We start from the raw sequence: 25509 nt of genomic DNA on the forward strand, positions 1-25509 counted from the left end.
TAACTAAAGGAGAACTGCCTCATACAGGGCGAGGATTTTTTGGGCATTGGCAGTTTTGCTTGTTTAAGAAAAGAGGCGAGAGATGCGGCCTAGTGTCTCATCAAGAAATTTGTTTAAAAACAATAGCATCCGAGAGGGGGCGCGATATTTCCCTTCCCATCCCTTCATCTTTGTCACCAACAATGTGATTTATGACTCTATTGTTGGCATACAAGCTGGAAGACCCCCCACCATCGAGGTTTATGGCTGATTCGCACCCAAGATTTTTCAAGAGGGTAGCGAGCTCTAGCAAAGACAATCCGACTGCCGTGCCCTCCCCCCTAAACTCCTTAGCAACGATTTCCTTCATTTCTGTCATCGTAAGGTCACTCAACGAGGTTTTCTTATATTTCCACATAATTTTAGCTTTATTGTTCCCAATCACGGATTTGACTTCCTCTAGCGTCACTTCTTTCAAGGGTTTCTTGTACACATGTTCTGCCACAACAATGACGACTGTCCCATCTTTGCGGATGCCAAGCGCGGTTCGTGAATGAGGTGATTTATAAAAATCTTGTTTATTATCCTCAAGAAGGGGGTTGATGTTCCCGTCTTGAAGCAAAATCGGAATTCCCATGACCGCAGAATATCCCGTCGACTTCGAAAGATCAAAAGGCTCCAAATGAATTTTGACACCATCCCCAACGGCAACTGGACCATGTGAAAACTTTATGGGGAGAGAAAGAACGAACCCCTTTTGAGGGATGAGGATATTCCCGTGTTTTGAAACTTCAACGACCTTATTGTCTTGATCTATAGCGATTTCCTGGCGCTCTTTAAGGGGCGTAAAGGTACGGGCCCCCCAGGTCTGCGAATACAAAATAACATCCCCATTTTTGCACAGTTTGTTCACTTTCTGAGGCGTGAAGGTATTTTTTCCTATTTTGATTTCGAGACGGGGCAAAACTTCTTCAATCTTGAAATTCTTTTGATCATGAATCAGACACGCATGTTTTTGAAGGGTGAGACCCACAATCTGTTGATTCACAATCAGGGTGCCACTCGGCATGCCATCTTGGGTGTGACCTATTTCAAAAAATCCCCCATTGATCGCGATATCGGCCCCGGTTCGTTTGGCAATATCCTCTATGGTTTCGCGACCCCAGACTTGATCGCGAGCTTTAATATAGTTGACGGTGTAATGTTGAGGTTGAAAGGTGATGATATGAATAACGTGTTGATCGCCTTTTCGGCATTCATAGGTATGGGCTTGAATGGCGCTGCAATTCAGGAGCAACAGCCATCCTACGATGATTAAAATATTCATTCCTTAAGCCTTTACAACATTATCCTTTTGCCCTGAAACCCGATGCATGGCATTTCGAGTATCAATCACGAGCTTGCTATGGGTACGAAGAAAATCATAATCAATATTGTCATGATCCGTGCAAATCAACACCGCATCGTACCCATTAAGGGATTCTTTGGTCCAAGCAACGGACTTCTTTCCATTGATGAGGGGATGTTCACGCGATTTGTGAACCACGGGTACGTAAGGGTCATAATAGTCCACATGGACATCTTTTGAGTGAAGTGTCTCAAAAATCGCAAGAGACGGACTCTCGCGAATATCATCCACGTTTTTCTTGTATGCCATACCAATCAGAAGAATACGAGAGCCACTCAAGGCTTTCTTAAACCGTATGTCGAGAGCTTCGCGCAATTGGTTGATGACGTAATCTGGCATGGCCGTATTCACTTCACCTGCAAGTTCAATAAATCGTGTGGAAACGCCATATTCCCGCGCTTTCCAGGTAAGATAAAAGGGATCAATGGGGATACAGTGACCGCCCAAACCAGGTCCTGGATAAAACGGCATGAACCCGAAAGGCTTGGTCTTTGCGGCATCAATGACTTCCCACACATCGATGCCCATTTCGGAATAGATGACTTTCAATTCATTCACCATGGCAATGTTAATGCACCGGAAAATGTTCTCCGTGAGTTTAACGGCTTCTGCAGTAGCAGCGGACGATACCTCCACCACTTTCGGAACAATTTGGGTATAAAGCGATACAGCAAGGGTGCGAGAAATCGCATCATCAGCGCCCACGACTTTAGGAATTGATGAAGTTGCATATTGGGGATTCCCAGGATCTTCCCGTTCCGGGGAATAGGCCACAAAGAAGTCCTTGCCTGCTTTTAAGCCCGACCGTTCCAGGATCGGAATCACGACCTCTTGCGTTGTCCCCGGATAGGTTGTGGACTCCAACACAATCAACTGCCCTTCCCGCAAATTAGGCAGGATGGTCTCAGCGGTTGCCACAACATAGCTCATGTCTGGCTCCCGATGACGGGTCAAGGGCGTGGGCACGCAAATCAGAATCGCATCCATTCGCGCCAAGTCCTTCGCATCGTGCGTTGCTTCAAACCGCTTTTCCTTTAAGAGCTGTTCCAAGCTTTCTTGCGGAAAACTTTTGATGTAGGACGTTCCTTGCTTCAAGGTCTCCACACGCCCCTTGTCCACATCAAACCCAATGACGTTGAACCCCTGGTCTCCTAAGGCTTTGACAAGCGGCAAACCGACATAGCCCAAGCCCATGACGCCAATGGTTGCTTTACGGTCCAGAAAGGCCTGATTCAGTGTTTGGGTGGATAGAGTTGACATGATCGCCCTTTTGTCTTTGATGGTATTGGTTTTTATTACAAGATCTGGGACAAGATTACAAGGGAGGTTGGGGGTTGAAAGGCTTTCTCAAGGACAAATTGTTTCATACAAATCCTTCCATTGTGGATTCATTGACTCAATAAGTTTTAGCTTTTGCTTCCGAGAACCCCCTTTAAGCTGCTTTTCTCTAAAGATAGCCCCTTCCATAGAGCCCCCTACTTCATAGTATACAAGCATTTTGCACCCATGTTTCTGCGTAAAGCCGTCAATCACACCTTCCCGATGTTGATAAGCTCGTTGGACAAGGTTGGAAGTCACCCCAACATAAAGGGTTCCGTTACGATGATTTGCCATAATATAAACCGCAGGTAGTTTCATTTCAGGTCGCAATTTTCTTTAAAAAATCGTGCCTCAATATAGCATAAATTATACAACGAAGCTCATGCGACAAAAAAATCCAGGGCATAGAAGGTAATCCTTGTTCCCCTGAACGTCATTGCGCGGAGGATAGCCGAGCGACAGCGATGGCGTACGACAAAGCAATCCAGGGGCAGCAAACGAAATTCTTTAATCTTCTATACAAAACCATCGGTCGTCATTGCGCGGAGTTAAGCCGAGCGACAGCGATGGCGAACGACAAAGCAATCCAGGGGCAGCGTGATAGTTCTGGAAGCATTGTTCGATTCAGACATCACTGAAGTCCCATGTCCTTGGCCCCTGGATTGCTTCGCATGCGCTCGCAATGACGGTGGGGAGGTTTGGTTTTATAACACCCAAAACCATTTGCTTAAGAGATGAGTATCCATCTTTTTTCATTCAATTCTTGAACGAGTTTATCTTTTTGGTCAGAACCAAACAGATGAGACCATAGTTCATCAAGACTCTTCACAGCAATCCATTCTCCAATAACTCTTCCGGCCAAAGGTAAAGCAGAAGCGTATACGCGTTTAGTCTGTAAAGTGCTGTCTTTATAATCCTTAAGTTCATCATCTAGTGAATTTGCTTTGGTGTTAATTGATCTCCTTACGCTCTCAATTTTTTCTTTATCTTTTTGTGAAATATTGGTATCTGCAAACATCACGATACTTTCAATAAACCCATTCACTTCAGCAGCGAGTTGATTGTGATCGTTTTTAAGTTCTTTTGACAAAGTTGGTTTTTCTTGCTCGTGATATCGATCAGAAATCCCTTTTAATTTTCCAAGATCATGCAGCAATAGAGGATCAACTTTTTCAGCAAATGCCTCAGTGATTAAACATAGGGTAATAATAAAAAAATATCGGATAGGGTGTTTCCAGGACATCGCTCAACTCCTTACTATTTGGATATGTGTCTACGATGGAAATTATAATGTATTATGCGTTAATAAACCCTTTAGGCGCCCCTACCCCTCCCAAACCATGGTGTCCATTGCATATTTTGGCACAACCCCAAGGTCAGTGGATAATTTCTTCAATAAATCAGGCGTTTTATCTGTGGACTTGCCATCGGTGAGCAAAACCTCGTGATGAATGCCACCCATGACCAATGCGCCATCGATGCCATTGCTCATGGCCCCCTTGATGTCGGTCGTCAAGGAGTCTCCAATGGCCAAGATGCGCGAAGAATCAACACCCCCAAGAAGCGACCGAACTGGCTTGTAGATCGCCGGATACGGCTTACCATGATAAAAGACATCACCGCCCATTTGTTCGTAGCGTTCTGCCACGCCACCACAGGCTAAAATAATTTTCCCATCCAACACAATGACCCGATCCGGATTCGCGCACAACATGGGCAATTTGCGGGCAATACCCGTTTCTAAAATCGCTTCATAATCCTTGACATCGGCCAATTCAGCACCGGTCATTAGGAGAAAATCTGCTTCATCCGGTGAGGTTACTTTTCTGTAATCTAAATCAGAATACATGGGGTGATGAAACTCTGGACCAATAGGGAACAAGTGCTTTCCAAGGCGTTGATGCCATTCATCCGGACGGTTCTTCAAGCCTTGGTGGGTATCTTCGCCGGATGTGTAAATATGGGTGTAAAGGGAGCGCGGAAGCCCCATGTCTTCCAAATGAGCCTCCGAGGAAAAGACTCGACGGGGAGAATTCGACAGCAGAAGCGTTGTTTTATTTAGATTTTTCAGATGTGTCAGCGTCTCAAGGGCCCATGGATAAGGCTTTCGCCCATTATGAATGACCCCCCACAAATCAATCAGAAATGCATCATATTGATTAAGTACCTCTTTAATGCCGGTGATAAACTGTGTTGTCATGAGAGTCTCCCTGTTGAAATTAAAGGAAACCTTAAGAGAAAAGCTCTTATATCGTCAAGGGAAATATGTAAACAAACCTTTAGGATCGTCTCATCCGATTTTTATTGTTTTCTCGAAAACCATCTCCCTATATATGTAACAAAAGGAGTCGTTATTATGAATCAAAGCACTGCACAAGCCTTAAGTCCCCATGGGCGTTTAACGGCTTTACAGGCCTTCAAGGCCAAGTTCTCTAACAAGGTCATTGGGGCCACATTTATGTTGCTGTGGGCGCTTACCTTTAGCACCGCCATGGCTTTTGCGAAAACGTTGTCACCGGAAGTTGATAGTGTCATCGTCCTTTTCATGCGGTATTTCTTCGGCCTGCTTTTCTTCTCCCCCTTTATTCTTCAAGCTGGCATCAAGGGCTTCACCACGTCCCGGCCGCTGCTTCATCTCATTCGCGTGACCACCTTGGGCATCGCTGTCGGATGCACCTATTTTGCTTACCGAAATTTGCCCCTGGCTCAAGCGACGGCCATCGGCATGACGGGACCCTTATTTACAACAGTTCTGGCCGTGATTCTCTTGAAGGACAGTGTTCCCCTCACGAAATGGTTGCTCATTCTGTTGGGCTATGCAGGCGTGATTGTGACCGTTCGGCCCCATGAGATGGCCATCAGCATTGGGGTATGGGCGGCTCTATCAGCCAATTTATTCGCCGCTCTTTCCATGATTTGTGTCAAGCTTCTCACCCGAACCGAAAGCACGTTTACGCTAATGTTGTATGCCAACACGGCAACCACATTTATCGCAGGCCTCGTCGCCATTATGGTTTGGAAAACGCCCGCATTTTGGGATGTGATGGCCCTCATTGCGGTCGGTGGCTTTGGGGTTCTCTCCCAGTTTTGCAACGTCACGGCCTTAAGACACGCCAATCCGTCATTTCTAGCACCCTTCGAATATACCCGCATCTGCTTTGCTATTCCCGTCGGATTCCTCTTCTTTGATGAAATTCCCAACATTTGGGTCATTTTGGGAAGCCTCATCATTATTGCAGCAACCTATGGATTGACGCGCGTTGAAAAATAAAGAGTTCAGTTAAAAATTTAATTACAAAAACCCCAAAAAAGAGTGTTTTTCACTTCTAATATCTACAAATCATTATGTTTATTAAATAAAAGTAAATTTAACATCAAATCAAACAGCCACAATAATACAATTTACAAAAAATAATTCCAATAATGAACTTAATACTATTGAAATATACACAAATTGTTTTATATTTTTTATTATAGATACAATGTATTTGTATTACATTAATGTTGTTTGTTTTTCTAAATTGGGATCGGCCTTGGTTGTTAAACCATTCCCCCTCCCATCAATATGGGGAGTGCGTGTTATGGCTATAAAAATCAAATTCGGAACGAATAATGACGATACAATTGACTATTCATCTGGCCCTTACGTGAATTATTACCTCATCGTTTACGGCGGTAACGGCAACGACCTTATCAAAGGGGGAAATAAGAGCGACATTCTTTTCGGGGGTCAAGGCAATGACACCATCTTTGGTGGGTTTGACAATGATATTCTCTGGGGAGATTCCGGAAATGATATCCTTGTAGGGGATATTCAAGGAGCTTCGTCTTCGCCTGGGGAAACCGTAAATTATGGGAGCAATATTCTCTATGGCGGCGGTGGCAATGACTTACTTATTGGAGGCGTAGGGGGCAATGGCTACGCTGTTCCTGTCCTTGAATCTGGCACCTTTACACTATATTATGGCCATAACCTCCTGGTCGCTGGCTCTGGAAAAGAGATTTTGATTGGCAGTTTCGGCAATATGAGCATCATAGAAGATAATGTTGCCTACACTCGAGTTGATGGTGGAAACACCCTCATAGGTGGAAAAGGCGATGCTATTCTTGCTGGTAACCGAGCCTATATTCAAGCTTATACAACACACGATGTTTCTCCCACAATAACTCACAATGCAAGTCTTCTGATAGGAGGATCCGGAAATAATATCATGGTTGGAGATGAAAAATTTAATGAAGTCAAACATTTTGGCGCCCAACCAGACGGCACTGTCACGGGGGTTAATTTCGCTGAAGTTGAAATAGGAATAGGTAGCGTTCTAATCGGGGGGGATAAAACAAATTTTATGGCTGGTGGCCGTGCAAATGCCATTAATACTTTTACGAGTGCAACGCTATCAAAATATATTGAAGAAGGGGATGATACTCTTGTCGGTGGAAAAGGTAATGATACCATCATTGGGGATCGAGAGGGACAGAGCATTTTTCTTTCTGGAGTTAATGATTTTACCCAACTTTACCAACCTCGTGGTGATGATGTTATCACCGGAGGGGGAGGCAATGATATTCTCATCGGTGATGATAGTACAATGGGTACCGATTATGTAAGAACCCCCAATTTGTTTGGATCTCAAGGGTTATTCACCAATACTGACCCAAGTGTAAAATTCTATGGCGGCAATACGTTAAATGGAAACGATACGCTCCAAGGAGGCAAAACGGGTGATGATATCATGTGGGGAGATAATGACGTTTATGCAAGCCCAACATCACCTACTTTCTTGCCAACAGTAGCCAATCTTGCACCAGGAACCCACACAGTATCTCTTTCTTTGGATGGTAGCAATATTCCGATTGTTACCATTGATGGTCATACGATTATTCACACCCCTCAAACTCCTCAGACTATAGCGACAGGGACGTTTACGAATGTTGTCGCTTCCGGAGAATGGACGGATGGCGTCTCAGTTTTCGGAATTTCAGGAGCGACTGTTCCTGGATCAGACACATTTGTGTTCGATGTGGCCAAAGGCTGGGGTCGGGATACCGTGATGGACTTCAATGGACTTGTTTCTGCTGGCTCTTCGTCCTCCAACATAAATCTCTTGGAGTATTATAACAGCCAAGGTGTATTTGCGCCTCAAGTGGTAACCGTGAGCCAAACAGACAACCTCCAATTCAAAAACGTGCATCATATCGCTGGAAATACCTTTGCCTACCAGGATGTTGACGCTCAAATTCTCTCTATTACGGCGACAACAGCAAGTACGCCGGCAGTAGGGAGCAACACAGGGAGTCTTGGTGCATATTTCACAAATGATACCATAACAAATCCAAACCTGAATCTGTCCTATGAAGCGCCATCAGCAACAGGTCCAGTCACCCATACCCTTGGAACGATGGGTGCCTATGAATCTGCTAATCTGTTTACGATTCCTGTTGGTGTGGTAGATGTCGCTTTTAAAAATGGAAGTCATATTATCTTTGCTGACGTGAAATTTGACGCAACACATGCTTACACCGGCATCGAGGATCTCTTTACAACATCCGCAGCAACGTCCACGTCTCACGACGTGAACTTACTTGCTGCACAAGCCCATGTTGTCATTGTCTAAAGAAATGATGTGTTGTTGAAAAAATTAAGGGGCCCTGCCGGGCCCCTATTCTTTTGCTAAGAGTACAGATACTATAACTAGCTTTAAACCTGCTTCAGCCCCTACTGATTTACAGCCATACTGCTGCGCAGCAAGTTCTTGGATAGATAATCTTCCACATGAGAACGAAGATCTGTAAGCTGGCCTGCGAAGAAGTGATCCGCTTGGGGGACCAATCGGTAGTCAATATTAATGCCGCGTTGTAGTTGCAGCTTACTCACGAGATTGGCAACAGAAACATGGGGGACGATATCGTCCTTTTCCCCTTGCAAAATAAGGCCAGGAACGGGACACGGAGCGAGGAAACCGAAATCGTAGCGATCCGCCGGCGGGCTGATAGACACAAATCCTTCCAATTCCGGGCGGCGCATGAGAAGTTGCATGCCAATCCACGCCCCAAAAGAAAAGCCGGCGACCCAACAGGCCGACGCATTTGTGTTGTTGGCTTGGAGCCAATCCAGGGCGGACGCTGCATCATTCAGCTCCCCTTCCCCATTATCATAAGTGCCTTCTGAGCGGCCCACGCCGCGAAAATTGAAACGCAAGGTATTGAAACCGCGCTCCGCAAAACTTCTATATAGCGCATAAACCACTTTGTTATTCATGGTTCCCCCAAATTGAGGATGGGGGTGCAAGACGATAGCAATGGGTGCTCCGTCGCGATGGGTTTGGTGATAGCGTCCTTCAATCCGACCAGCGGAACCATTAAAAATTATTTCTGACAAAACGTTTCCTCCTCCCCAATGAATTCTAAATCTTTCAAAACGAACTACCTTCAAAACAATACTTGACCAAATTGGTCGGAATAGGTATTCCTATTCTAGATGAGGGTTGTTCCCTCACTTGATAGCGCACATTTAGTGATATCGCAAGAAGTCTAGCATGGCTTCTCTGAAAAAGGTGAAAAATCGAATGCGTTTAAGTACAAAAGCTCGATATGCCGTTACAGCAATGGTCGATGTGGCTCTGGAAGATGCTTCTGGGCCTGTGTCTTTGACTACAATTGCAGAACGTCAAGAACTCCCGCTGGCTTATCTTGAACAGCTTTTTGGAAAATTGCGTAAAGCAGGGTTAGTAAAAAGCAGTCGAGGTTCTGCTGGCGGTTATGCGTTAGCCCATAAAGCTGAGGATGTTCGTATTTTAGATATTATTTCAGCGGTCGACACGCCTTTGAAAGCAACGCAATGTGATCATGAGTCGTCGAAAGGATGCCGCATGACAGGGGAGCGTTGCTTAACCCATGATTTGTGGGAGGAGCTTGGCGCCGTCGTTCAATTGTTTTTGACACGGATCACCCTTGCCGATGTTTGTGAAAAGCGTATTGCTGGAATGGGGCGTTTCGGCGCCTTTATGGACCCTTTACCAAAACACCATCAAAAAGCATACGGAGAGAAACCTTTTGATCAAAATCAGGTGGTTACATGAGCCTTTATTTAGACTATAACGCCTCAACGCCCTTATGCGGGTCGGCCAAACAAGCCATGCTTGACGGAATGGCGTTGGGCGGAAATGCGTCTTCTGTCCATCAATTCGGACGACAAGTGCGGCAAAAAATTGAACAAGCCCGCCAGGACATCGCTGATTATTTTGAAGCAAGCCCGGCAGGTGTAATCTTTACCAGTGGGGCAACAGAAGCCAACCATTTAGCACTATGTGGGTTTGAGGGTGGCGTTATTATTTCAGCCATCGAACATGATTCGATTGATCAAGCCCGCCCCGATCGGGAAGTGTGCCCGGTTGATGGTATGGGAATAATAGATTTAAAGGCTCTTGAGGCCTTGTTACAAAATAAGAGTGGACCCGTTTTGGTCTCCGTGATGGCTGCAAATAATGAGACGGGTGTCATTCAACCCCTCCCTCAAGTGGTTGCCATTGCCAAACAGTACGGAGCTTTGGTCCATTGTGATGCCGTCCAAGCCATCGGGAAAATTCCGCTTTCTTGGGAAGGCATTGATTTAATTTCAATTTCTGCTCATAAACTGGGCGGGCCACAAGGCGTGGGCGCTTTGGTCATGCGAACGGATGTTGCCTTAAAAGCCCAATTGCGCGGGGGTGGACAGGAAAGATCCTTTAGATCGGGTACGGAAAATTACTTAGGGATCCTCGGCTTTGCAGCTGCTTTGAAAAGGGCAAAACCCCAAGAGTGGATCCCTGTTAAAACGCTGCGTGATGCCCTTGAAAAGCGACTTAAAGAGAAGAACAGTGAAGCTGTGTTTTTGGCAAATGAAGCTGAGCGCCTGCCCAATACAGCCATTATCGCCATGAAAGGCGTTAAAAGCGCCACCCAAGTGATGAATTTTGATTTAAAAGGGATCGCCATTTCGGCAGGGGCCGCCTGCTCTTCTGGTAAAGTGAAAAGCTCACGGGTTCTAAAAGCCATGGGTGTGCCAGATGCCCTTGCGGATTGCTCCATTCGGGTTAGTCTTGGCGTTGATACGCCCCCCGAAATGGTCGATCGATTTTTAGACGTTTGGATAGAAATATATGAAAGAGCACATGCTCCTTCAAGTTTTGGAGAAATAATATAATGACAGCAACACAACAAATCTACCTGGACTACCAGGCAACCACCCCTTGTGACCCACGGGTCGTTGAAAAGATGTTGCCTTTTTTTACAACAAACTTTGGCAACCCACATTCACGAAACCATCCCCATGGCTGGGCCGCTGAAGAGGCCATCGAGGTGGCAAGAGCTCAAGTAGCCGCGCTTATTGGCGCGGATCCGCGGGAAATTATTTTCACAAGCGGTGCCACGGAATCAAATAACTTAGCCTTAAAAGGCGTGAGTGGATTTTATCGGGAAAAGAAAAACCACATCATCACTTGTGTCACAGAACATAAGTGTGTGTTGGACAGCTGCCGTCACCTTGAACAGGAAGGCTTTTCCATAACCTATTTGCCGGTCACACCAAGTGGGCTCATCGATTTGGATGTTTTACGAAAGAGCATTCGCCCCGAAACAGTCATGGTTTCTATTATGGCGGTGAACAATGAGATCGGCATCATCCAACCCATGGTGGAAATCGGAAAAATATGTCGAGAAGCGGGCGTATTCTTTCACACGGATGCAGCGCAAGCGGTTGGTAAAATCCCGATGGATGTTGAGGCCATGAACATTGATTTGATGAGCATCTCGGGCCATAAGATTTATGGTCCCAAAGGCATCGGCGCCCTTTATGTTCGCCGCAAACCGCGGGTCCGTCTCCAAGCTATTATTAATGGGGGTGGACAGGAGCGGGGCATGCGATCCGGCACTCTCCCGACCCCTTTATGTGTTGGTTTGGGCGAAGCTTGCACCATTGCGAAGCGTGAAATGGAAACAGAGGCAACACATATAAAAGCGTTGAGCAATCGTCTTTATCAAGGGCTGACGAAGCAATTGAAGGATGTCCATTTGAATGGAGAGGGCGCGCCACGTATCCCTGGGAATTTGAATTTAAGTTTCGCTTATGTTGAAGGGGAAGGCCTCATGATGGGCATCAAAGACCTATCTGTATCCTCAGGCTCCGCCTGCACCTCATCCTCCCTTGAGCCTTCTTATGTGTTGAGAGCGCTCGGTGTGGAAGAAGAAATGGCCCACACCTCTATTCGGTTTGGAATTGGGCGCTTCACCACAGAATCTGAAATAGATACGGCGATTGAACAAGTTGTTTCCGCTGTGACGCGCTTGCGCGAAATGAGTCCCCTTTGGGAAATGGTTCAAGAAGGCATCGACTTAAGAGATATCAAATGGTCAGAACATTAAATTTAGGAGAGAAAAATGGCCTATAGTAGCAAAGTTATCGATCACTATGAAAATCCCCGCAACGTTGGGGCATTTGATAAAAATGACTCGTCTATTGGAACGGGACTCGTTGGAGCCCCAGCTTGTGGCGATGTGATGAAACTTCAAATCAAGGTAAACAAAAACGGCATTATCGAAGATGCGAAGTTTAAGACCTTTGGTTGTGGATCCGCCATTGCCTCCAGCTCCCTCATCACAGAATGGGTGAAGGGCAAAACTCTGGGAGAAGCCCAAGCGATTCGAAACACCGAAGTCGCTCAAGCCCTAGCTTTACCTCCTGTTAAGATTCACTGCTCTATTTTAGCAGAAGATGCAGTAAAAGCAGCCATTGCAGATTACCAGGCCAAGGCTGGTAAACCCGAAGGACCGACAGTATAGGAATAAGGTTATGAAAGAAGCCCCAATTACATTAACGGATGCAGCCTTCGATCGTGTGCAAGCTTTGCTGGCTCAGCGGGGGAAGCCATCCGCTGGGATTCGCATTAGCATTCGCACAAAAGGGTGTTCTGGGCTATCCTATTCCATAGAATATGCAGACGAGAAAAATCCAATGGATGAAATGATGGAAGTGAATGGGGTGACGATACTGATTGATCCAAAGGCAATCCTCTTTATCTTGGGTACTGAAATGGATTACGTGGAAGAAAAAATGCAGTCTGGGTTTGTCTTTCGAAACCCCAATGCAAAAGGCCATTGTGGTTGTGGAAAGTCCTTCCATGTCTAATCAGACCCTGAACCCTTTTGAATTGCTCGGATTAGAACCAACCTTTGATGTTGTACCAACCTTACTTGATAAGGCTTATTTTTCCAGGCAAACCCTCTCTCATCCAGATCGTTTTATTTATCATACAGAACCAGAACGCCTTGCTGCATCTAACCAAGCTTCCGCTTTAAATCATGCTTATGAGACCTTAAAAAATCCCGCTTTGCGGGCGAAAGCTCTCTTAAAACTGCGCGGCATTGACTTCGGAGATGACCCCAGTAAGACTGTTCAGGATCCCATTATCCTGGAAGAAATGATGGATTTGCAAGAAAAGATAGAGGAAGCAGCCTCCCCAGACGATTTTAAACGCATTGAGAGCCAAATTCAGGAACGATTAAAGGATGTTATGACGGCCTTTTCAAGCTCCTTACAAAAGGATCAAGACAAGGATCTCTTAAGGGGGTACTTAACACTGACCTATCTGTCGAAAATGATCGGGGATTTAAAAACCCGTCAGCGACAATCCTCTGTCAAAGTTCTATAGAGGGAATCGCAACCAATGCTTTTACAAATTACAGAACCAAACAGAAATCTCGTACAGGAAAAATTGTCTCAAGCTCTTGCGATTGGGATAGACCTAGGTACCACAAATTCCGTTGTCGCGATTTGTGAAAATCAAAAACCAGTCATCATAACGGACGCTGAAGGAACGGGCCTTCTTCCTTCCGTTGTTGCTTATCTTAAAGGGAAAGCACCCATCGTTGGAGAAGAAGCTCTTAGCCTCATTGATGAAGTGCCTGATCATGTCGTAACCTCCTCAAAACGCCTCATGGGAAGATCTACACAAGAAGCCCTCACGAGTGCGGGAAAATTCACACCCACCCAAAATGAACAAGCCACAGACACAATGGTGCAATTAAAAATTGGGGAGACGACAAAAACACCTGTTGAAGTCGCAAGCGACATTTTGCGGACACTCAAACAACGTGCAGAAACGTCTTTAAAGCAAGCCATTGAAAAAGCTGTCATTACCGTTCCAGCTTATTTCGATGAAGCTGCGCGACAAGCAACAAAGGATGCAGCAAACCTTGCAGGATTGAAAGTCTTACGGCTCATTAACGAACCAACAGCGGCCGCGCTCGCCTATGGTTTAGATCAAGGGCTGGAAGGCATTTATGCTGTCTATGATTTGGGGGGAGGGACATTCGATATCTCCCTTTTAAACATGACAAAAGGGGTCTTTCAAGTGCTGGCAACAGGGGGCGATGTCACACTTGGCGGAGACGATATTGATCGTTTGCTCGTGGAGTATTTTCATCATTTATCTCCGGAAATTGATCTCACCCCAGCGCTTTACAAACAAGCCTTGAAAACCATGCGATCTGCAAAAGAATATTTAACTCATCAAGATTGTGGAATGTGGGCCTTGCCTGGCGGGAAGGACTTTCCATTGGATCGATCGACCCTTGAAAACTTGAGCGCACCCCTCGTCGAGAAAACAATAGACATTTGTCGCCAAGTATTGATTGATGCAGACTTAAGCCCCCAAGACCTGAAAGGTGTCGTCCTTGTAGGAGGCGCCACCCGCATGCCCCTTATCGAAGGACGTGTCACGGAATTTTTTGGGCAAGATCCCTTAAACCATGTAAACCCTGATGAAGTTGTTGCTCTTGGCGCAGCCTTACAAGCGGAAGCGTTGACAAAGGGCACCGACACACTGCTTTTGGATGTAACACCGTTATCCTTAGGTTTAGAAACGATGGGCGGCATTGTCGAGAAACTCATTCCCCGAAACACCCCTATCCCAGCAACTTTTTCACAAGAGTTTACCACTTACCAAGATGGTCAGACCATGATGAAAATTCACATTCTTCAAGGAGAGCGAGAGCTGGTCGAAAATTGTCGGTCTTTGGGCGAATTTACATTGAATGGGATTCCCCCCATGGTTGCAGGAGCCGCCCGAATTATGGTTACCCTTATGGTGGATGTGGATGGATTGCTCACCGTCAGTGCCACTGAAAAAACAACAAATACACGCCAAGAAGTCACTCTCAAACCCTCCTATGGGTTAAGCGAGGAAGATTACCGACGCATTTTGGCTGAAAACATCATTCATGGGGAAGGCGACATCAAAAATCGTCTCTTAATCGAAACAAAAGTCAAAGCACAACAGTTGCTTCACCAGCTGGATACGGCTATTAAAGTAGATGGAGATTTGTTATCAACCGTTGAACGAGAAACTTTAGTTAGGGCCATGGAGGCTTTGGAGCAACGCTTGACAGATGCAGATCAAGACGTCATTGTGGAGCGACAAAAAATGTTAGAGTCTATGAGTGTTCCTTTCGCAACGCGACGCGTTAAACGCCTGGTTGGCGAAGCCGCCGATGGCCTTTCGCCCGCAAAAGAGTAAATTATAAGTTGGAGTTTTAAAAATATGCCGAATATGACATTCATAACCCCGTCCGGAGATCGCGTTGAAGTTGATGCGCCCATTGGGTTGTCCGTCCTTGAAATTGCCCATCGTAATAAAGTCGAGCTAGAAGGTGCCTGTGAAGGTTCTCTTGCTTGTTCAACCTGTCACGTAATTATTGAACCCGAATGGTATGACCTCCTTTCAGGTGCCACTGAGGATGAGGAAGACATGTTAGATTTGGCCTTTGGTTTGACGCAAACCTCCCGGTTAGGGTGTCAAATTATCATGACAGAGGAACTCAATGGCCTCGTCGTCCGTTTGCCAGCCGCTACCCGCAACATGATGTTATAGGTCGAAAATAACAAAGGTTATAATTTTTGATGACCACGAGACTATCACCTCTATTTAAGACCTACCACGTGTGGATATGGACGCACCTCGGCGCTGTAATCATGGCATCAATGCTCCTTATTGATCCTAAGTATTGGAAGGTTCTGACCCCCTATTCAGGCTATTTTTCGGTAGGATTCTTAATCACCGTCTTATCTTTAAGCCCTCTCAAAAAACTCTTCCCGAAATGGATGCTCATCACCCTTTTAAATCGACATCGTCAAGAATTCGGCGTGGCCTGTTTTTTTTACGCAACAATCCACATCATTTGCTTTGTTATTAAAAGAGGTGGCATCCTAGAGACCCTGCCCTACGCCCTTCATCCCGCCATTGCGCCAGTGATGTTGATTGGATACCCAATCCTCTTTCTTCTCGCTATAACGAGCAATAAGTATAGTTCTAGGAAGCTTACCTTTCTAAAGTGGAAAAAATTGCATAAAAAGGTTTATATCGCTGAAGCCGCCGTGATTATTCATATGATTCTTGTTGGACAAAAGTTTTGGGCAGCCGTCCTCTTTACCCCCCTTTTAATCTTGCAATTCTTAAGAATAAAGAAAAAATAAAGGAATTTAGGCACTTTGCTCCCCCTCTCGCTTCAGGATCGCATTCAATCTCTTCTTAAAACATCCGAGCTCAAATCCTCTCTCATTACAGCCCGGGAGAAGCTGACGATGCGCTATCGAGAGAAGAATGGCGGTGGATTTGCTTCCTCATCTGAGGCCCTTGCTTATGTTGCCGCAAGGCTGCCCGCTACGTTTGCCGCGATGCAAGCAGTTTTACCTCAAGTTCCCCTACAAGACATTTCTACTATATTGGATTTAGGTGCCGGACCTGGTACCGCTGCTTTGGCAGCTGGCCTTCAGTGGCCGGAAGCCGAAAGGGTTCATTTGGTTGAAAGGGATGGTTTTATGAGTGAGGTGTCGCAAAAGCTCCTTCAAGACCTACCAGAGACGAACCACCAGACACTTACTTTCCAATGTGCAAACCTCTTAACTCATTCTTTGCAGACGCGCTTTGATCTGATTCTCTTGTCATACGTGTTAAATGAACTTTCTCCAGAAGACCAAACGGATGTTTTGAAGAAAGCTTGGTCCGCAACAGAAAAAGGGCTGGTTATTGTGGTACCCGGAACACCCCTCGCGTACAAACAATTGATGGATTTGCGAGATCTCCTCATTGCTGAAGGTGCCTTTATTGCAGCACCCTGTCCACATCATGATGCTTGCCCATTGAAAGAAGGGGATTGGTGTCATTTTTCAACGCGCTTATCACGCCCCGCTTTTCATCGTGAAATTAAAAAGGTTTCACTACCGTACGAAGATGAAAAATACAGCTTTCTTGTAGCATTACGTGATCCTGTGGCGAGGGCTCAAGCTCGGATCATTCGAAAACCAATATTACGCTCTGGTCATGTAACTTTAGATTTATGTACCCACAATGGGCTGAAACGCCAAACCGTTTCCAAAAAGGATAAGGCTTTGTATAAACAAGCCACGAAGGTTGTTTGGGGGAATAGCTGGAAAGGGTGATCAGGTTGTCAAGGAGTTCTCTGAAATACCCGAAAATCCTTTTCATTGTAAGTTAACGATTCTTCCTGTATACTGAAAGATGGTGCTGCTAGGTTTGACGGGGTTGCATCCCCGGACCCTATCTAACTTCTCGGAGACTGTCCCTACCAAAACCGTGGTTTTGGCACATGGTTCCCACCTGCTTGTCAGGTCGCGAGAGGAGCTATACCCCGCCGGCTCAAGTGGCACCAATTTTTTTTTATACTTCTTAAATGCAATGATCTTTTAGATTATAAACAAAACCATGTTGTATAGATTTTTTTAAATTAAAACAAGAAACTAACATGACCATGGTCTCAGGTCTCAGCTCAAAAAAAGCTAATTTTTAGCTAAAGTACCTTTGCATGAGAGGAAGAATAGCGTTTATCAACGACTCTAGCTATGGTTACTTTGTTGCTATAGTGCCCTGGGATGTTTCTATCCCAAGAAACGTTTGCCGCATATTCTATCCCATACGGCTCAGGTGCAATGCCATTCTGATTAATTTGTTCGATGAGATTTTTCATTTCTTCTAAACCTTCTGGACTTCGAAGGTACGTAATATAAGGAAAATTGGTTGGACGTTTCTCAGCTTGCGTCAAAACGTCATTTTCTGAAAAAGGAGCTGTCATTCTTTGTCCATCATCGCGTTGGAATTTTGTACGGCTATTTTGCTGACCTACAGAACTGTCGGGAGTATCTGAATTCATAGCAAAACAGGGCATTCCAATTATAGAACAACAAAGAAAAAAACATGCAGTCTTTAAACTTATAGATTTCATTTTTATCTCCTCATCAATTTTCATTTATAACTTTTATTTAAATAAAATTATTAAAATTTCGATATGAATCTATATCATAATTACAAACATATTTCAATATAAACTTTATATCTCAAGCTATTAAAGGGTTAACATTATTCATTTTTATAATCACAACTCCAGGGTCTTTTTCCAAGAGACTTCCGGACGGATTTTACACAAACCTCTGTTTCAGAAATCCATATTTGATAAGTCCCATCACGTTTTAGGGTGTAACGATCTATTAAAATTTTTGGTTTTGACCCCAATCTTTTACAGTCCTTCCAAGCGTATCCTGTCGTAACCAGCGCTTTAACTGAGCATCTTTCTCTTGTCATTTGCAACGGGGTATAAGGGGAAGAATAGGGGTGATTGATTAACAAGACAGAGCCCAGTTTTACACGGGTTTCAGGCCATTCTCTTAACTCTCTCAAACCCAATTCTTTCATCCATTGATCAGTGAAAAAGCGCCCGCGCTTTAAGTCTGAGACATAGAGAATATTATCTTTGTGATATGCCAAGACACTACCATCGCCAGCCGCATAAATTGACGGTTGTGAAGAGAGCAAGGGCGTGAGACACCCAAGACCACAGAGAATGAGCCCACCCCATCTCCAAGACCTTTTCCAAAAACAAACCCACAAACCTCCTAAAGTAAGGAGGGCCAGAAATGCGGGTGGCGGCGTGGCAACCACAATAGCAGCACCGGGCCAAGAGGACACCATCTTTGCAATCTGTATCAAACTTTCCAGTCCAAAAGAAAATACGGAAAAAATGAGGGAACTCCCCCCAAAGGGAAGAGTGAGCACACTTAAGGTAGCCGCTGGCATGATCACGATGCTGGTTAAAGGAATAGCAAGAAAATTGCCAACGATGGTTTGCAATGTAAATCGATTGAAAATGGCCACCGTATAAGGGGTAGTCGCCAGTGTGGCCACGAGGGTGGTCGCGATAAGTCCTGTACCATAAGCCACGAGACGCCGGAAATACCCCCCTTCTAAAGACCATTGACGCAAAGGGGCCCATCCCCCCTCATAGGCCGCAATTAATCCCACAACCGCGGCAAAGGAGAGTTGAAAGCTTGCGGACAAGAGACTTTCTGGTCGAAAGAGCAAAATGAGTGTGCCGGCAATAACAACCAACCGCATGGACAAAGGATTGCGGTCCAACAGAATCCCCACCATGACAATGGTAATCATGACAAAGGCCCTTTGACCGGGAATCCCAAATCCGGAGATACATAAGTATGCAAATGTCGCGAGGATCACCAGGACAGCCGTCCATTTCTTGATGGGGTAATTTTCAGCAAGAAAAGGAATGAGAGCGAGGCTCCGTCGAAAGACCAAGAAAACCAGACCCGCCACAAGTGTCAAATGAAGACCCGATATGGCAAGGATATGAGCCAGGCCTGCATCCGTGAAGGCTTGGCGAATGATGGGGAGTATGCCGGAACGATCTCCCGTAATCAGAGCGGCCGCAACCTCACCGGTTTGGCCAGGAAGAAGACGGCGTATAGTTTGTGTCAGACGATACCGCATAGACTCGAGCCATAGATACTTATCGTTCTTATCAATCACTTGAATCGGTCCCTTGATACGACCAGTTGCCCCAATCCCTTGAAAGTAAGCTTGACGTCGAAAATTGTAACCGTACACACTCACCGGGTCCGATAGAGGAAGGAGCGATGTCTGAAGAGATACGTGATCACCAATAGCCACAGTCAAGTCTTTCGATAAGGGAAGAGTAAGGCGAATTTTGTGCAAATCGACATTTTCAGAAATGTTCAGCTGATCCAAGGTAATGCGATGCCGGTTGGGTTGTTCTTCAATATCCACAATGCGGCCCGTAATCTGGACGTCATCCATTTTTGTAAGGAGAAAGGGAGTTGCCAGCTGATGGGTGCGAATCTTAGCAGCAACGAACCCGATGCTGAGACTCAAGAGTGCAAGAGATAGAATAAGAGACAGATAATTGTGCCTTCTGTAATACATTCCCACACCAAAGAGAAGTAAACTTATGAAAAGAAAGAGGGCTGTGTCGGATAAAGAAGGCTCATAGGACAGGGAAAAATAGGTCGAGATGCCAATTCCCATACCTACCGGCCACCATAAAAACCAACGAGATTGATCCTCAAAAAAGGCTGTAGATAGAGCCGCCATAGACTTTCAACCCTAGGTTGAGTTATGTATTCGAGTAAACCCTATGTTTGAAAACACATAATATCAAGGCGATATGTTGACGCAACTAATCCTTCTCACATGAAAGAAATGATCTAATGTAACCCTTATTGCAGGAAACATATCCTTTGTGGTATTCATAATTTGTTGGTTTTTTCTTGTTTGTCAAAAGCCAACTAACAATATTTGAAGTACAATTGACTTAATTTCACTATTTGAATGAAAGCTTTGTGTTTAAATAATTATATAGGAACTCATTTAATGAAACTAAAATTATCGACCATGGCCTTAATGGCAACCATAGCTTTTGAAGGCAACTCACACGGCATAGATCTAGACAATTTGGAAGGCAGCCAACCCGACAATCGCTCTGTGTTAGTTACTTCTGGACAAGCAGCACGAGGGACACCTGCCCTTTCGGATCAAGCAAAGCCAGTCCTCAAAGCACAAAGTGTTCTGCCTTCTTCATCCTCAAATTCCCCAGCGCGTCCTGTTCAAGCGAAACCAGGAGTACCTGCAAAACAAGATACGCATCTTCATTCTACAGGAAATCGTGTCCGTGCTCCTGTTAAGGTGGAATCAAAAGGAGCAAGTGCAGCCAACCCTGTTTTACCCATCCCAAAGGGAAGAGCTCCTAATAATCCGGGGCCTCTTTCTTCAGACTCTGCTATCGCTGCTACAAAACCACAGGGTGTTACAATTACATGTTATGACAAAATACTCCATTTACCCTATAGTCTGACGGCTCAAGAAATATTGGCCCAAGCAAAAGAGTTTATTGTCAAAAATAACGCGCATGGCAACTCAAATGTAAACATAGATGCGACAAATGTCCCTCAACATTTAGTTGCGACTATTTTGACTTTAATGACCCAGACATTTAAAATTTAAGCCTAGAAATAAATGATTATACTGAACAAGATAAATTATGAATTGATGTTAACAATATTTACAAAGGATAAACGTAATGAAAATAAAATTATTTACCATTACCTTAATGGCAACCATTGCTTTTGAAAACAACGCACGCGGCATAGATCTAGACAATTTGGAAGGCAAGCAACCTGACAATCGCTCTGTGAAAGTTACTACTGGACAAGCAGCAAGAGGGACACCTGCCCTTTCGGATCAAGCAAAGCCAGTCCTCAAAGCACAAAGTGCTCTGCCTTCTTCATCCTCAAATTCCCCAGCGCGTCCTGTTCAAGCGAAGTCCAGTGAACCTGAAAAAAAAGCCGCACCTCCTCGTTCCACAAGAAAGCGGGTTACTGTTTCCGTTAATGAGGAACAGAAAGGGACAAGTCTGGCCAACCCTACTTTATCAAGCTCACAACCCACAGGTAGGCATGCCCTTCGGCAAAACGCATCTTCCCCACCTGAAATTAAATTTTCAGAAATAGGGGCAGCTACCTTAAAATCAAAAGATTTCAGCTGGTCAAACTCTCCAAAATCAATCAGGGTATCAGGTGATCATCTTGAAAAGCTCGCAAGTGGCGAGCAGCCATTTTCTTTAGGAGGTAAAAAATATATCCTAAAATTGAAAGCTCCTAACACGAAGGAGTTATTGTCTTTTATCGCAAACTCAAAAGGATTGAACAAAGGCCTTAATAAAGCTGAAGAACTTTTTATTCTCTCTCCTTTTTCAATATACTTAAATGCAGAATCAAGTAGCAGTTCTCAAACCACATATAATGGCGTCTCTAATTCGACGAGCTCTCACTCCAAAGAAATTAAAAACTCTACTACTTGGACTATAGTCCCCGTCGTTGGCGACGGTAAAGGTTATGGTGGTATCACGTTTATCGTTCAAGAAATTAAATAGCCATCCTATAAAAATGGGCTTTGTGAAAGAAGCCCATTTTTAAATATTCTAATCCTTTGACTTTTCATACTCTCTTTTACCACAGAAATACCCTATCACCCCTTAAGATACCTGCAAAACAACGATACTGATACCGGTGCTTTCAGCCCCCATAAGATTGCGATAGGAGTGCTTCCGGTCCCCTGGAAATGCCAAAACATCCCCGACTTCTAAGGTAAATTCTTCCCCCTCAACAGATACAACAATGCGACCCGATGTGCAGGTAAAATACTCCTTCGTTCCTTTTGAATGAGGAATTCCCAAGATCAACGCAGCTGGGTTTAAAGTAAGCCGTTCAAACTGTAACCCAGGAACAGGATCAGGGAGCAAGGTCACTACTGCTGCTTGACCTCTGGCCCTTAGTTGCCGCTTCAATTCTGCTTCTTTAATAAGCAAACAGCTGGGGCGCGGAGGGCTTAATAGCTCCTCTATAGAAACCCCAAGAGACGATGCCAGTGCACTCAAAATTTTGAGGCAAGGATTCCCCTGACCCGATTCAATATAGGAAAGAGTTGTGCGCGGAATACCTGAGGCATTGCTCAACATACCTTGAGTCAATCCCCGGCTCCTACGCAAATAAGCCAGATTCTTCCCTAAATTTTGGACGATTTTGTCGCTCATATAAGCATTATGACAGAATATTGGCATAAATGACATATCTTTGTCACATATGAGCTACGTTAAATTTCGTTACTGGAAAAACTCAATTTTTTAGGAGATTATGATGAAACAAGAAATTAAATTTTATGCCCTGGGATGCCCTCACCCAAGACCCACATCCACTCGAACCCTATATGTTGATGGCGCGGCTGGTGGTGAATTCAGAGAGGGTATAGATGGGGAGTTGAGCCACTGGCGACCTAATAAAACTGAAGCGCAGTACAGGGCAGGAACCTCAACGGAAATCTGTTTTAAATATCTACATGCGAACAAGAACCTAGATTACGACCTCGTGGTCAACAACCATTTGGATGTGGACGGCGTGATGTCCGTATTTGCCTTAACTCATCCAAAAATCGCCCTTGCCAATGAAGGTGTCATCGTAAAGGCTGCAGAAGCAGGGGACTTTTGGGCGTGGGCCGAAGGAACAGCCTTCAATCTATTTCATGAAATGAGTCTTCTTTTTAGAACACTGGAGTCTTCAAATTTGAACCTGCAAGAGTCTTACAAAGAATGCTTTTCTCTCATTTTAAAGCTACTTGAGGGTGAAAAGACTATCTCAGAAGCTGAAAATATCCTTCATCAACAATACGCATTGGTCGAACAGAGAAAAATTATTCGAGAAGAATTAAATGAGCGACTCGTATCCTATCATGTGCCAAAGGAAACGGTTAGAGATGATATGGAAAAATATTTGCGCGTCGCCAAATTCAACGAGCCAATATCAGATCGCCTCGCCTTTTGGCCCCAGGTCCGCAATCGACAGGACGCTCAAAAAATGCATCTTGTTTCCGTGGAAACAAGCAAAGGAATTCACTATGACCTGTGGATGCCGGGCTATTCTTGGGCGGATACATCTGGCTTATGGGTTCCTCCCGGGTTGATTCCGGCAACCACGATTGGCGCTGTTAACAAACTTCAGTGGAACAAACTCACGGCTGTAGCTAAAGAACTGAATGCCCTTGAAACTGGGTCATGCCACTGGCATCTATTTCCAGGCATTGTGTTTGCCAACACAAAAAACCCGCGCGCGTTTCCGATTATTTTGACAACCTATGCAGATCGTAAAGTGGGAAGCGAAGTCTCGTTGGAATCGATTAAAGACACTTTTCGGACGTTGTGGGAATAAGTCAGGTACAACAGATTAAATCTCAGTCTCAATTTTGGAAGGACAAATGCTGAAAATCGTTAAAATTTGACATGATTTCACTTTTTCCTTGCTTAATTGTGAAAAAAACTGTTATCTATTATAGTTCCTCAATTTTTTCAGCAGATGAAGCGTGATGAAATCTACAGCCATGAAATCAAGTCCATTTTTCTCTTTAAGTGATATTGAACAAGATTTCGATGCCTTGTTATTCGAGCGCGGGAAAGCCTATCAGACAGAAAAGCGTGTCACGCTTCTTGAGATTGGCCACGATAAGCATGGGGACTGGAAAATCAAATCCAATGTTCAAGGCACCGGCGTCAATGCTTATCAGACCGATATCATTGTCAGTTTTAAAGCAGGCGTGTTTGCCGTTGATGGGTATTGTTCTTGTCCCATGGATCATAATTGCAAGCATGTGGCGGCCTCTCTTATAGAGGCAGTCGCACAGCAAAAGGCACCAAAGGCTCCTGTGGAAGCAAAAGAGACAACTACACAAGTTCCAACACCCATTTTCCGTATCATGACGAATAATGTGCGTTTTAAGCAGCGCCCATGGTCCATGACCCAAGAAGAAAAGAAGTTTTTGGCCCATGTTTCGTTTGCCTATGAGAATGGACGCGTTCCCCATAATGAAAAACCAGAAGATAGTAACATCCCCCGCAATATAAATGTGGAGCAAAAACTTCTCTCCCACCCTTCCATGAGCCAATGGAAAAAAATGGGGGACTTTGCCCATCAAATTGACCCATTCACTATGGAGATGGCCAACCTCATTTTTGATGTAAAATCACCCGCTTTGCCAACCTTAGGAATTGACGAAAAAATTATCCAAACCGCAATGATGATCACCGATGAACTCTTTCCTCAACTTAAAGAGAACGGGTGGCAAATTGAAACCGACCCCAGCTTTCCGTTCCAACCCATTAAGGATATTGGGGAATGGTATGCCAACATTGATAATGAAGCGACCTCTGGCATCGATTGGTTCGACTTGGAAATGGGTGTTGAAATTGAGGGGAAACGGATCAATATTTTACCCCACATCGTTCGTTTGTTGCGCAATCCCAACATTCGCTCAACCATGGACAATGATAATTTATCCGATGAAGAAGTGATCTATACGCAACTCGAAGACGGTCGATATTTGCCCATTCCAGCCAAGAAAATTCAGTTCATCGCCCGCACCTTAATTGAGCTTTATGACTTCAATGCTCTCACCAACGATGGTCGTTTGCGCCTGTCTACGTGGCAGTCTGCCCAATTAGCGGAACTCGAACATGCCATGACAGCAAGCCAACTACGCTGGTTTGGTTCCAGCCAACTCCGTGAGCTTGGCAATAAGTTGCGCGACTTTAAAATGATTGAAAAAGTCATCCTCCCTGACAGCTTTAACAACACGTTGCGCCCCTACCAAGAAGATGGGGTAAGCTGGCTTCAATTCTTGCGAGATCATAACCTCAATGGCATATTGGCTGATGATATGGGCCTTGGAAAAACCATCCAAGCTCTGGCTCATATTATGGTCGAGAAAGAAAGTGGGCGCATGGTAGGCCCTGTTCTGGTTGTTGCCCCGACCAGCCTCATGACCAATTGGAAGTCAGAAGCCGCACGTTTTGCACCTGAATTAAAAGTTCTTATCCTTCAAGGAAATGAGCGTAAAGAAAGT

25 protein-coding genes are annotated in these 25509 nt (G+C 44.8%); 16 read left to right on the plus strand and 9 right to left on the minus strand.

Going from position 1 to position 25509, the window contains the following annotated elements; genetic code table 11:
• Positions 1-100: 100 nt before the first annotated feature.
• From K2Y18_06955 to K2Y18_06975, 5 genes are all read right to left on the minus strand, one after another.
• A complete protein-coding gene (locus K2Y18_06955; protein MBX9805473.1) occupies positions 101-1306 on the minus strand; it encodes a phosphodiester glycosidase family protein in 1206 nt (401 codons plus the stop codon).
• A gap of 3 nt (positions 1307-1309) precedes the next feature.
• Complete coding sequence (locus K2Y18_06960) at positions 1310-2647, minus strand: nucleotide sugar dehydrogenase (protein MBX9805474.1); 1338 nt, start codon at positions 2645-2647, stop codon at positions 1310-1312.
• An 87-nt stretch (positions 2648-2734) separates the two neighbouring features.
• Positions 2735-3025, minus strand: coding sequence for a GIY-YIG nuclease family protein (locus K2Y18_06965; protein MBX9805475.1), 291 nt, complete (start codon positions 3023-3025; stop codon positions 2735-2737).
• Between the two features lie 409 nt (positions 3026-3434).
• Positions 3435-3950, minus strand: coding sequence for a hypothetical protein (locus tag K2Y18_06970; protein MBX9805476.1), 516 nt, complete (start codon positions 3948-3950; stop codon positions 3435-3437).
• 81 nt (positions 3951-4031) lie between these two features.
• Positions 4032-4907 carry a TIGR01459 family HAD-type hydrolase gene (locus K2Y18_06975; protein ID MBX9805477.1) on the minus strand — a complete coding sequence of 292 codons (876 nt, stop codon included), beginning with the start codon at positions 4905-4907 and terminating at the stop codon, positions 4032-4034.
• A gap of 156 nt (positions 4908-5063) precedes the next feature.
• Here K2Y18_06975 and K2Y18_06980 point away from each other — a divergent pair, with 156 nt between their 5' ends.
• A complete protein-coding gene (locus K2Y18_06980) occupies positions 5064-5978 on the plus strand; it encodes a DMT family transporter (GenBank protein MBX9805478.1) in 915 nt (304 codons plus the stop codon).
• 310 nt (positions 5979-6288) lie between these two features.
• On the plus strand, positions 6289-8322 hold the full coding sequence (locus K2Y18_06985) for a hypothetical protein (GenBank protein MBX9805479.1): 2034 nt from the start codon (positions 6289-6291) through the stop codon (positions 8320-8322).
• A 101-nt stretch (positions 8323-8423) separates the two neighbouring features.
• On the opposite strand, the gene K2Y18_06990 is transcribed toward K2Y18_06985, so the two are convergent.
• Complete coding sequence (locus K2Y18_06990) at positions 8424-9086, minus strand: alpha/beta hydrolase (GenBank protein MBX9805480.1); 663 nt, start codon at positions 9084-9086, stop codon at positions 8424-8426.
• Positions 9087-9273: 187 nt separating this feature from the next.
• On the opposite strand from K2Y18_06990, the gene K2Y18_06995 reads away from it, so the two are divergent.
• Genes K2Y18_06995 through K2Y18_07040 form a run of 10 tightly spaced genes read left to right on the plus strand, consistent with a single transcriptional unit; the run spans position 9274 to position 17180 of the window.
• On the plus strand, positions 9274-9786 hold the full coding sequence (locus K2Y18_06995) for an RrF2 family transcriptional regulator (GenBank protein ID MBX9805481.1): 513 nt from the start codon (positions 9274-9276) through the stop codon (positions 9784-9786).
• The gene (locus K2Y18_07000; GenBank protein MBX9805482.1) at positions 9783-10889 is read left to right on the plus strand and encodes a cysteine desulfurase; all 1107 of its coding nucleotides are present in this window, start codon (positions 9783-9785) and stop codon (positions 10887-10889) included. Before K2Y18_06995 ends, K2Y18_07000 begins: the two co-directional genes overlap by 4 nt.
• A complete protein-coding gene (locus tag K2Y18_07005; GenBank protein MBX9805483.1) occupies positions 10889-12106 on the plus strand; it encodes an IscS subfamily cysteine desulfurase in 1218 nt (405 codons plus the stop codon). The genes K2Y18_07000 and K2Y18_07005 overlap by 1 nt, the downstream gene beginning before the upstream one ends.
• Before the next feature lie 15 nt (positions 12107-12121).
• Entirely contained in the window at positions 12122-12523 is a 402-nt protein-coding gene (gene iscU, locus K2Y18_07010) for a Fe-S cluster assembly scaffold IscU (protein ID MBX9805484.1), read from the plus strand.
• A 10-nt stretch (positions 12524-12533) separates the two neighbouring features.
• On the plus strand, positions 12534-12869 hold the full coding sequence (locus tag K2Y18_07015; protein ID MBX9805485.1) for an iron-sulfur cluster assembly accessory protein: 336 nt from the start codon (positions 12534-12536) through the stop codon (positions 12867-12869).
• Entirely contained in the window at positions 12862-13392 is a 531-nt protein-coding gene (gene hscB, locus K2Y18_07020; protein MBX9805486.1) for a Fe-S protein assembly co-chaperone HscB, read from the plus strand. The genes K2Y18_07015 and hscB overlap by 8 nt, the downstream gene beginning before the upstream one ends.
• A 15-nt stretch (positions 13393-13407) precedes the next feature.
• A complete protein-coding gene (hscA, locus tag K2Y18_07025; GenBank protein ID MBX9805487.1) occupies positions 13408-15258 on the plus strand; it encodes a Fe-S protein assembly chaperone HscA in 1851 nt (616 codons plus the stop codon).
• Between the two features lie 24 nt (positions 15259-15282).
• Positions 15283-15612, plus strand: a complete 330-nt coding sequence (locus K2Y18_07030; protein MBX9805488.1) for a ferredoxin family 2Fe-2S iron-sulfur cluster binding protein — start codon at positions 15283-15285, stop codon at positions 15610-15612.
• A gap of 29 nt (positions 15613-15641) precedes the next feature.
• On the plus strand, positions 15642-16214 hold the full coding sequence (locus K2Y18_07035; GenBank protein ID MBX9805489.1) for a ferric reductase-like transmembrane domain-containing protein: 573 nt from the start codon (positions 15642-15644) through the stop codon (positions 16212-16214).
• Positions 16215-16229: 15 nt separating this feature from the next.
• Positions 16230-17180, plus strand: coding sequence for a small ribosomal subunit Rsm22 family protein (locus K2Y18_07040; protein MBX9805490.1), 951 nt, complete (start codon positions 16230-16232; stop codon positions 17178-17180).
• A 368-nt stretch (positions 17181-17548) separates the two neighbouring features.
• Here the strand turns inward: K2Y18_07040 and K2Y18_07045 are convergent, their stop codons facing one another.
• Together K2Y18_07045 and K2Y18_07050 are read right to left on the minus strand one after the other, a co-directional pair.
• On the minus strand, positions 17549-17980 hold the full coding sequence (locus K2Y18_07045; protein ID MBX9805491.1) for a hypothetical protein: 432 nt from the start codon (positions 17978-17980) through the stop codon (positions 17549-17551).
• 134 nt (positions 17981-18114) lie between these two features.
• Positions 18115-20157, minus strand: coding sequence for a ComEC family competence protein (locus tag K2Y18_07050; GenBank protein ID MBX9805492.1), 2043 nt, complete (start codon positions 20155-20157; stop codon positions 18115-18117).
• A gap of 279 nt (positions 20158-20436) precedes the next feature.
• On the opposite strand from K2Y18_07050, the gene K2Y18_07055 reads away from it, so the two are divergent.
• On the plus strand, positions 20437-21066 hold the full coding sequence (locus K2Y18_07055) for a hypothetical protein (GenBank protein ID MBX9805493.1): 630 nt from the start codon (positions 20437-20439) through the stop codon (positions 21064-21066).
• Positions 21067-21142: 76 nt separating this feature from the next.
• Entirely contained in the window at positions 21143-21994 is an 852-nt protein-coding gene (locus K2Y18_07060; protein ID MBX9805494.1) for a hypothetical protein, read from the plus strand.
• Positions 21995-22096: 102 nt separating this feature from the next.
• On the opposite strand, the gene K2Y18_07065 is transcribed toward K2Y18_07060, so the two are convergent.
• Positions 22097-22591, minus strand: a complete 495-nt coding sequence (locus K2Y18_07065) for a cupin domain-containing protein (GenBank protein ID MBX9805495.1) — start codon at positions 22589-22591, stop codon at positions 22097-22099.
• A gap of 163 nt (positions 22592-22754) precedes the next feature.
• Between K2Y18_07065 and K2Y18_07070 the strand changes: the two genes are divergently transcribed.
• Both K2Y18_07070 and K2Y18_07075 read left to right on the plus strand, forming a co-directional pair.
• The gene (locus K2Y18_07070) at positions 22755-23822 is read left to right on the plus strand and encodes a hypothetical protein (GenBank protein MBX9805496.1); all 1068 of its coding nucleotides are present in this window, start codon (positions 22755-22757) and stop codon (positions 23820-23822) included.
• 151 nt (positions 23823-23973) lie between these two features.
• The coding region (locus K2Y18_07075) for a hypothetical protein (protein MBX9805497.1) at positions 23974-25509 on the plus strand (1536 nt) is incomplete at its 3' end.

It is taken from the genome of Alphaproteobacteria bacterium, from assembly GCA_019746225.1.
Taxonomy (GTDB): domain Bacteria; phylum Pseudomonadota; class Alphaproteobacteria; order Paracaedibacterales; family VGCI01; genus VGCI01.

Bases quoted from the DNA above. Each gene is read 5' to 3' on its own strand.
- K2Y18_07030 (MBX9805488.1), top strand. From the start codon at position 15,283: ATGCCGAATATGACATTCATAACCCCGTCCGGAGATCGCGTTGAAGTT.
- K2Y18_06975 (MBX9805477.1), bottom strand. From the start codon at position 4,907: ATGACAACACAGTTTATCACCGGCATTAAAGAGGTACTTAATCAATAT.
- K2Y18_06965 (MBX9805475.1), bottom strand. From the start codon at position 3,025: ATGAAACTACCTGCGGTTTATATTATGGCAAATCATCGTAACGGAACC.
- K2Y18_07045 (MBX9805491.1), bottom strand. From the start codon at position 17,980: ATGAAATCTATAAGTTTAAAGACTGCATGTTTTTTTCTTTGTTGTTCT.
- K2Y18_07055 (MBX9805493.1), top strand. From the start codon at position 20,437: ATGAAACTAAAATTATCGACCATGGCCTTAATGGCAACCATAGCTTTT.
- K2Y18_06970 (MBX9805476.1), bottom strand. From the start codon at position 3,950: ATGTCCTGGAAACACCCTATCCGATATTTTTTTATTATTACCCTATGT.
- K2Y18_07000 (MBX9805482.1), top strand. From the start codon at position 9,783: ATGAGCCTTTATTTAGACTATAACGCCTCAACGCCCTTATGCGGGTCG.
- hscA (MBX9805487.1), top strand. From the start codon at position 13,408: ATGCTTTTACAAATTACAGAACCAAACAGAAATCTCGTACAGGAAAAA.
- K2Y18_06995 (MBX9805481.1), top strand. From the start codon at position 9,274: ATGCGTTTAAGTACAAAAGCTCGATATGCCGTTACAGCAATGGTCGAT.
- K2Y18_06960 (MBX9805474.1), bottom strand. From the start codon at position 2,647: ATGTCAACTCTATCCACCCAAACACTGAATCAGGCCTTTCTGGACCGT.
- iscU (MBX9805484.1), top strand. From the start codon at position 12,122: ATGGCCTATAGTAGCAAAGTTATCGATCACTATGAAAATCCCCGCAAC.
- K2Y18_07035 (MBX9805489.1), top strand. From the start codon at position 15,642: ATGACCACGAGACTATCACCTCTATTTAAGACCTACCACGTGTGGATA.
- K2Y18_07070 (MBX9805496.1), top strand. From the start codon at position 22,755: ATGATGAAACAAGAAATTAAATTTTATGCCCTGGGATGCCCTCACCCA.
- hscB (MBX9805486.1), top strand. From the start codon at position 12,862: ATGTCTAATCAGACCCTGAACCCTTTTGAATTGCTCGGATTAGAACCA.
- K2Y18_06980 (MBX9805478.1), top strand. From the start codon at position 5,064: ATGAATCAAAGCACTGCACAAGCCTTAAGTCCCCATGGGCGTTTAACG.
- K2Y18_07005 (MBX9805483.1), top strand. From the start codon at position 10,889: ATGACAGCAACACAACAAATCTACCTGGACTACCAGGCAACCACCCCT.
- K2Y18_06985 (MBX9805479.1), top strand. From the start codon at position 6,289: ATGGCTATAAAAATCAAATTCGGAACGAATAATGACGATACAATTGAC.
- K2Y18_07060 (MBX9805494.1), top strand. From the start codon at position 21,143: ATGAAAATAAAATTATTTACCATTACCTTAATGGCAACCATTGCTTTT.
- K2Y18_06955 (MBX9805473.1), bottom strand. From the start codon at position 1,306: ATGAATATTTTAATCATCGTAGGATGGCTGTTGCTCCTGAATTGCAGC.
- K2Y18_07050 (MBX9805492.1), bottom strand. From the start codon at position 20,157: ATGGCGGCTCTATCTACAGCCTTTTTTGAGGATCAATCTCGTTGGTTT.
- K2Y18_07015 (MBX9805485.1), top strand. From the start codon at position 12,534: ATGAAAGAAGCCCCAATTACATTAACGGATGCAGCCTTCGATCGTGTG.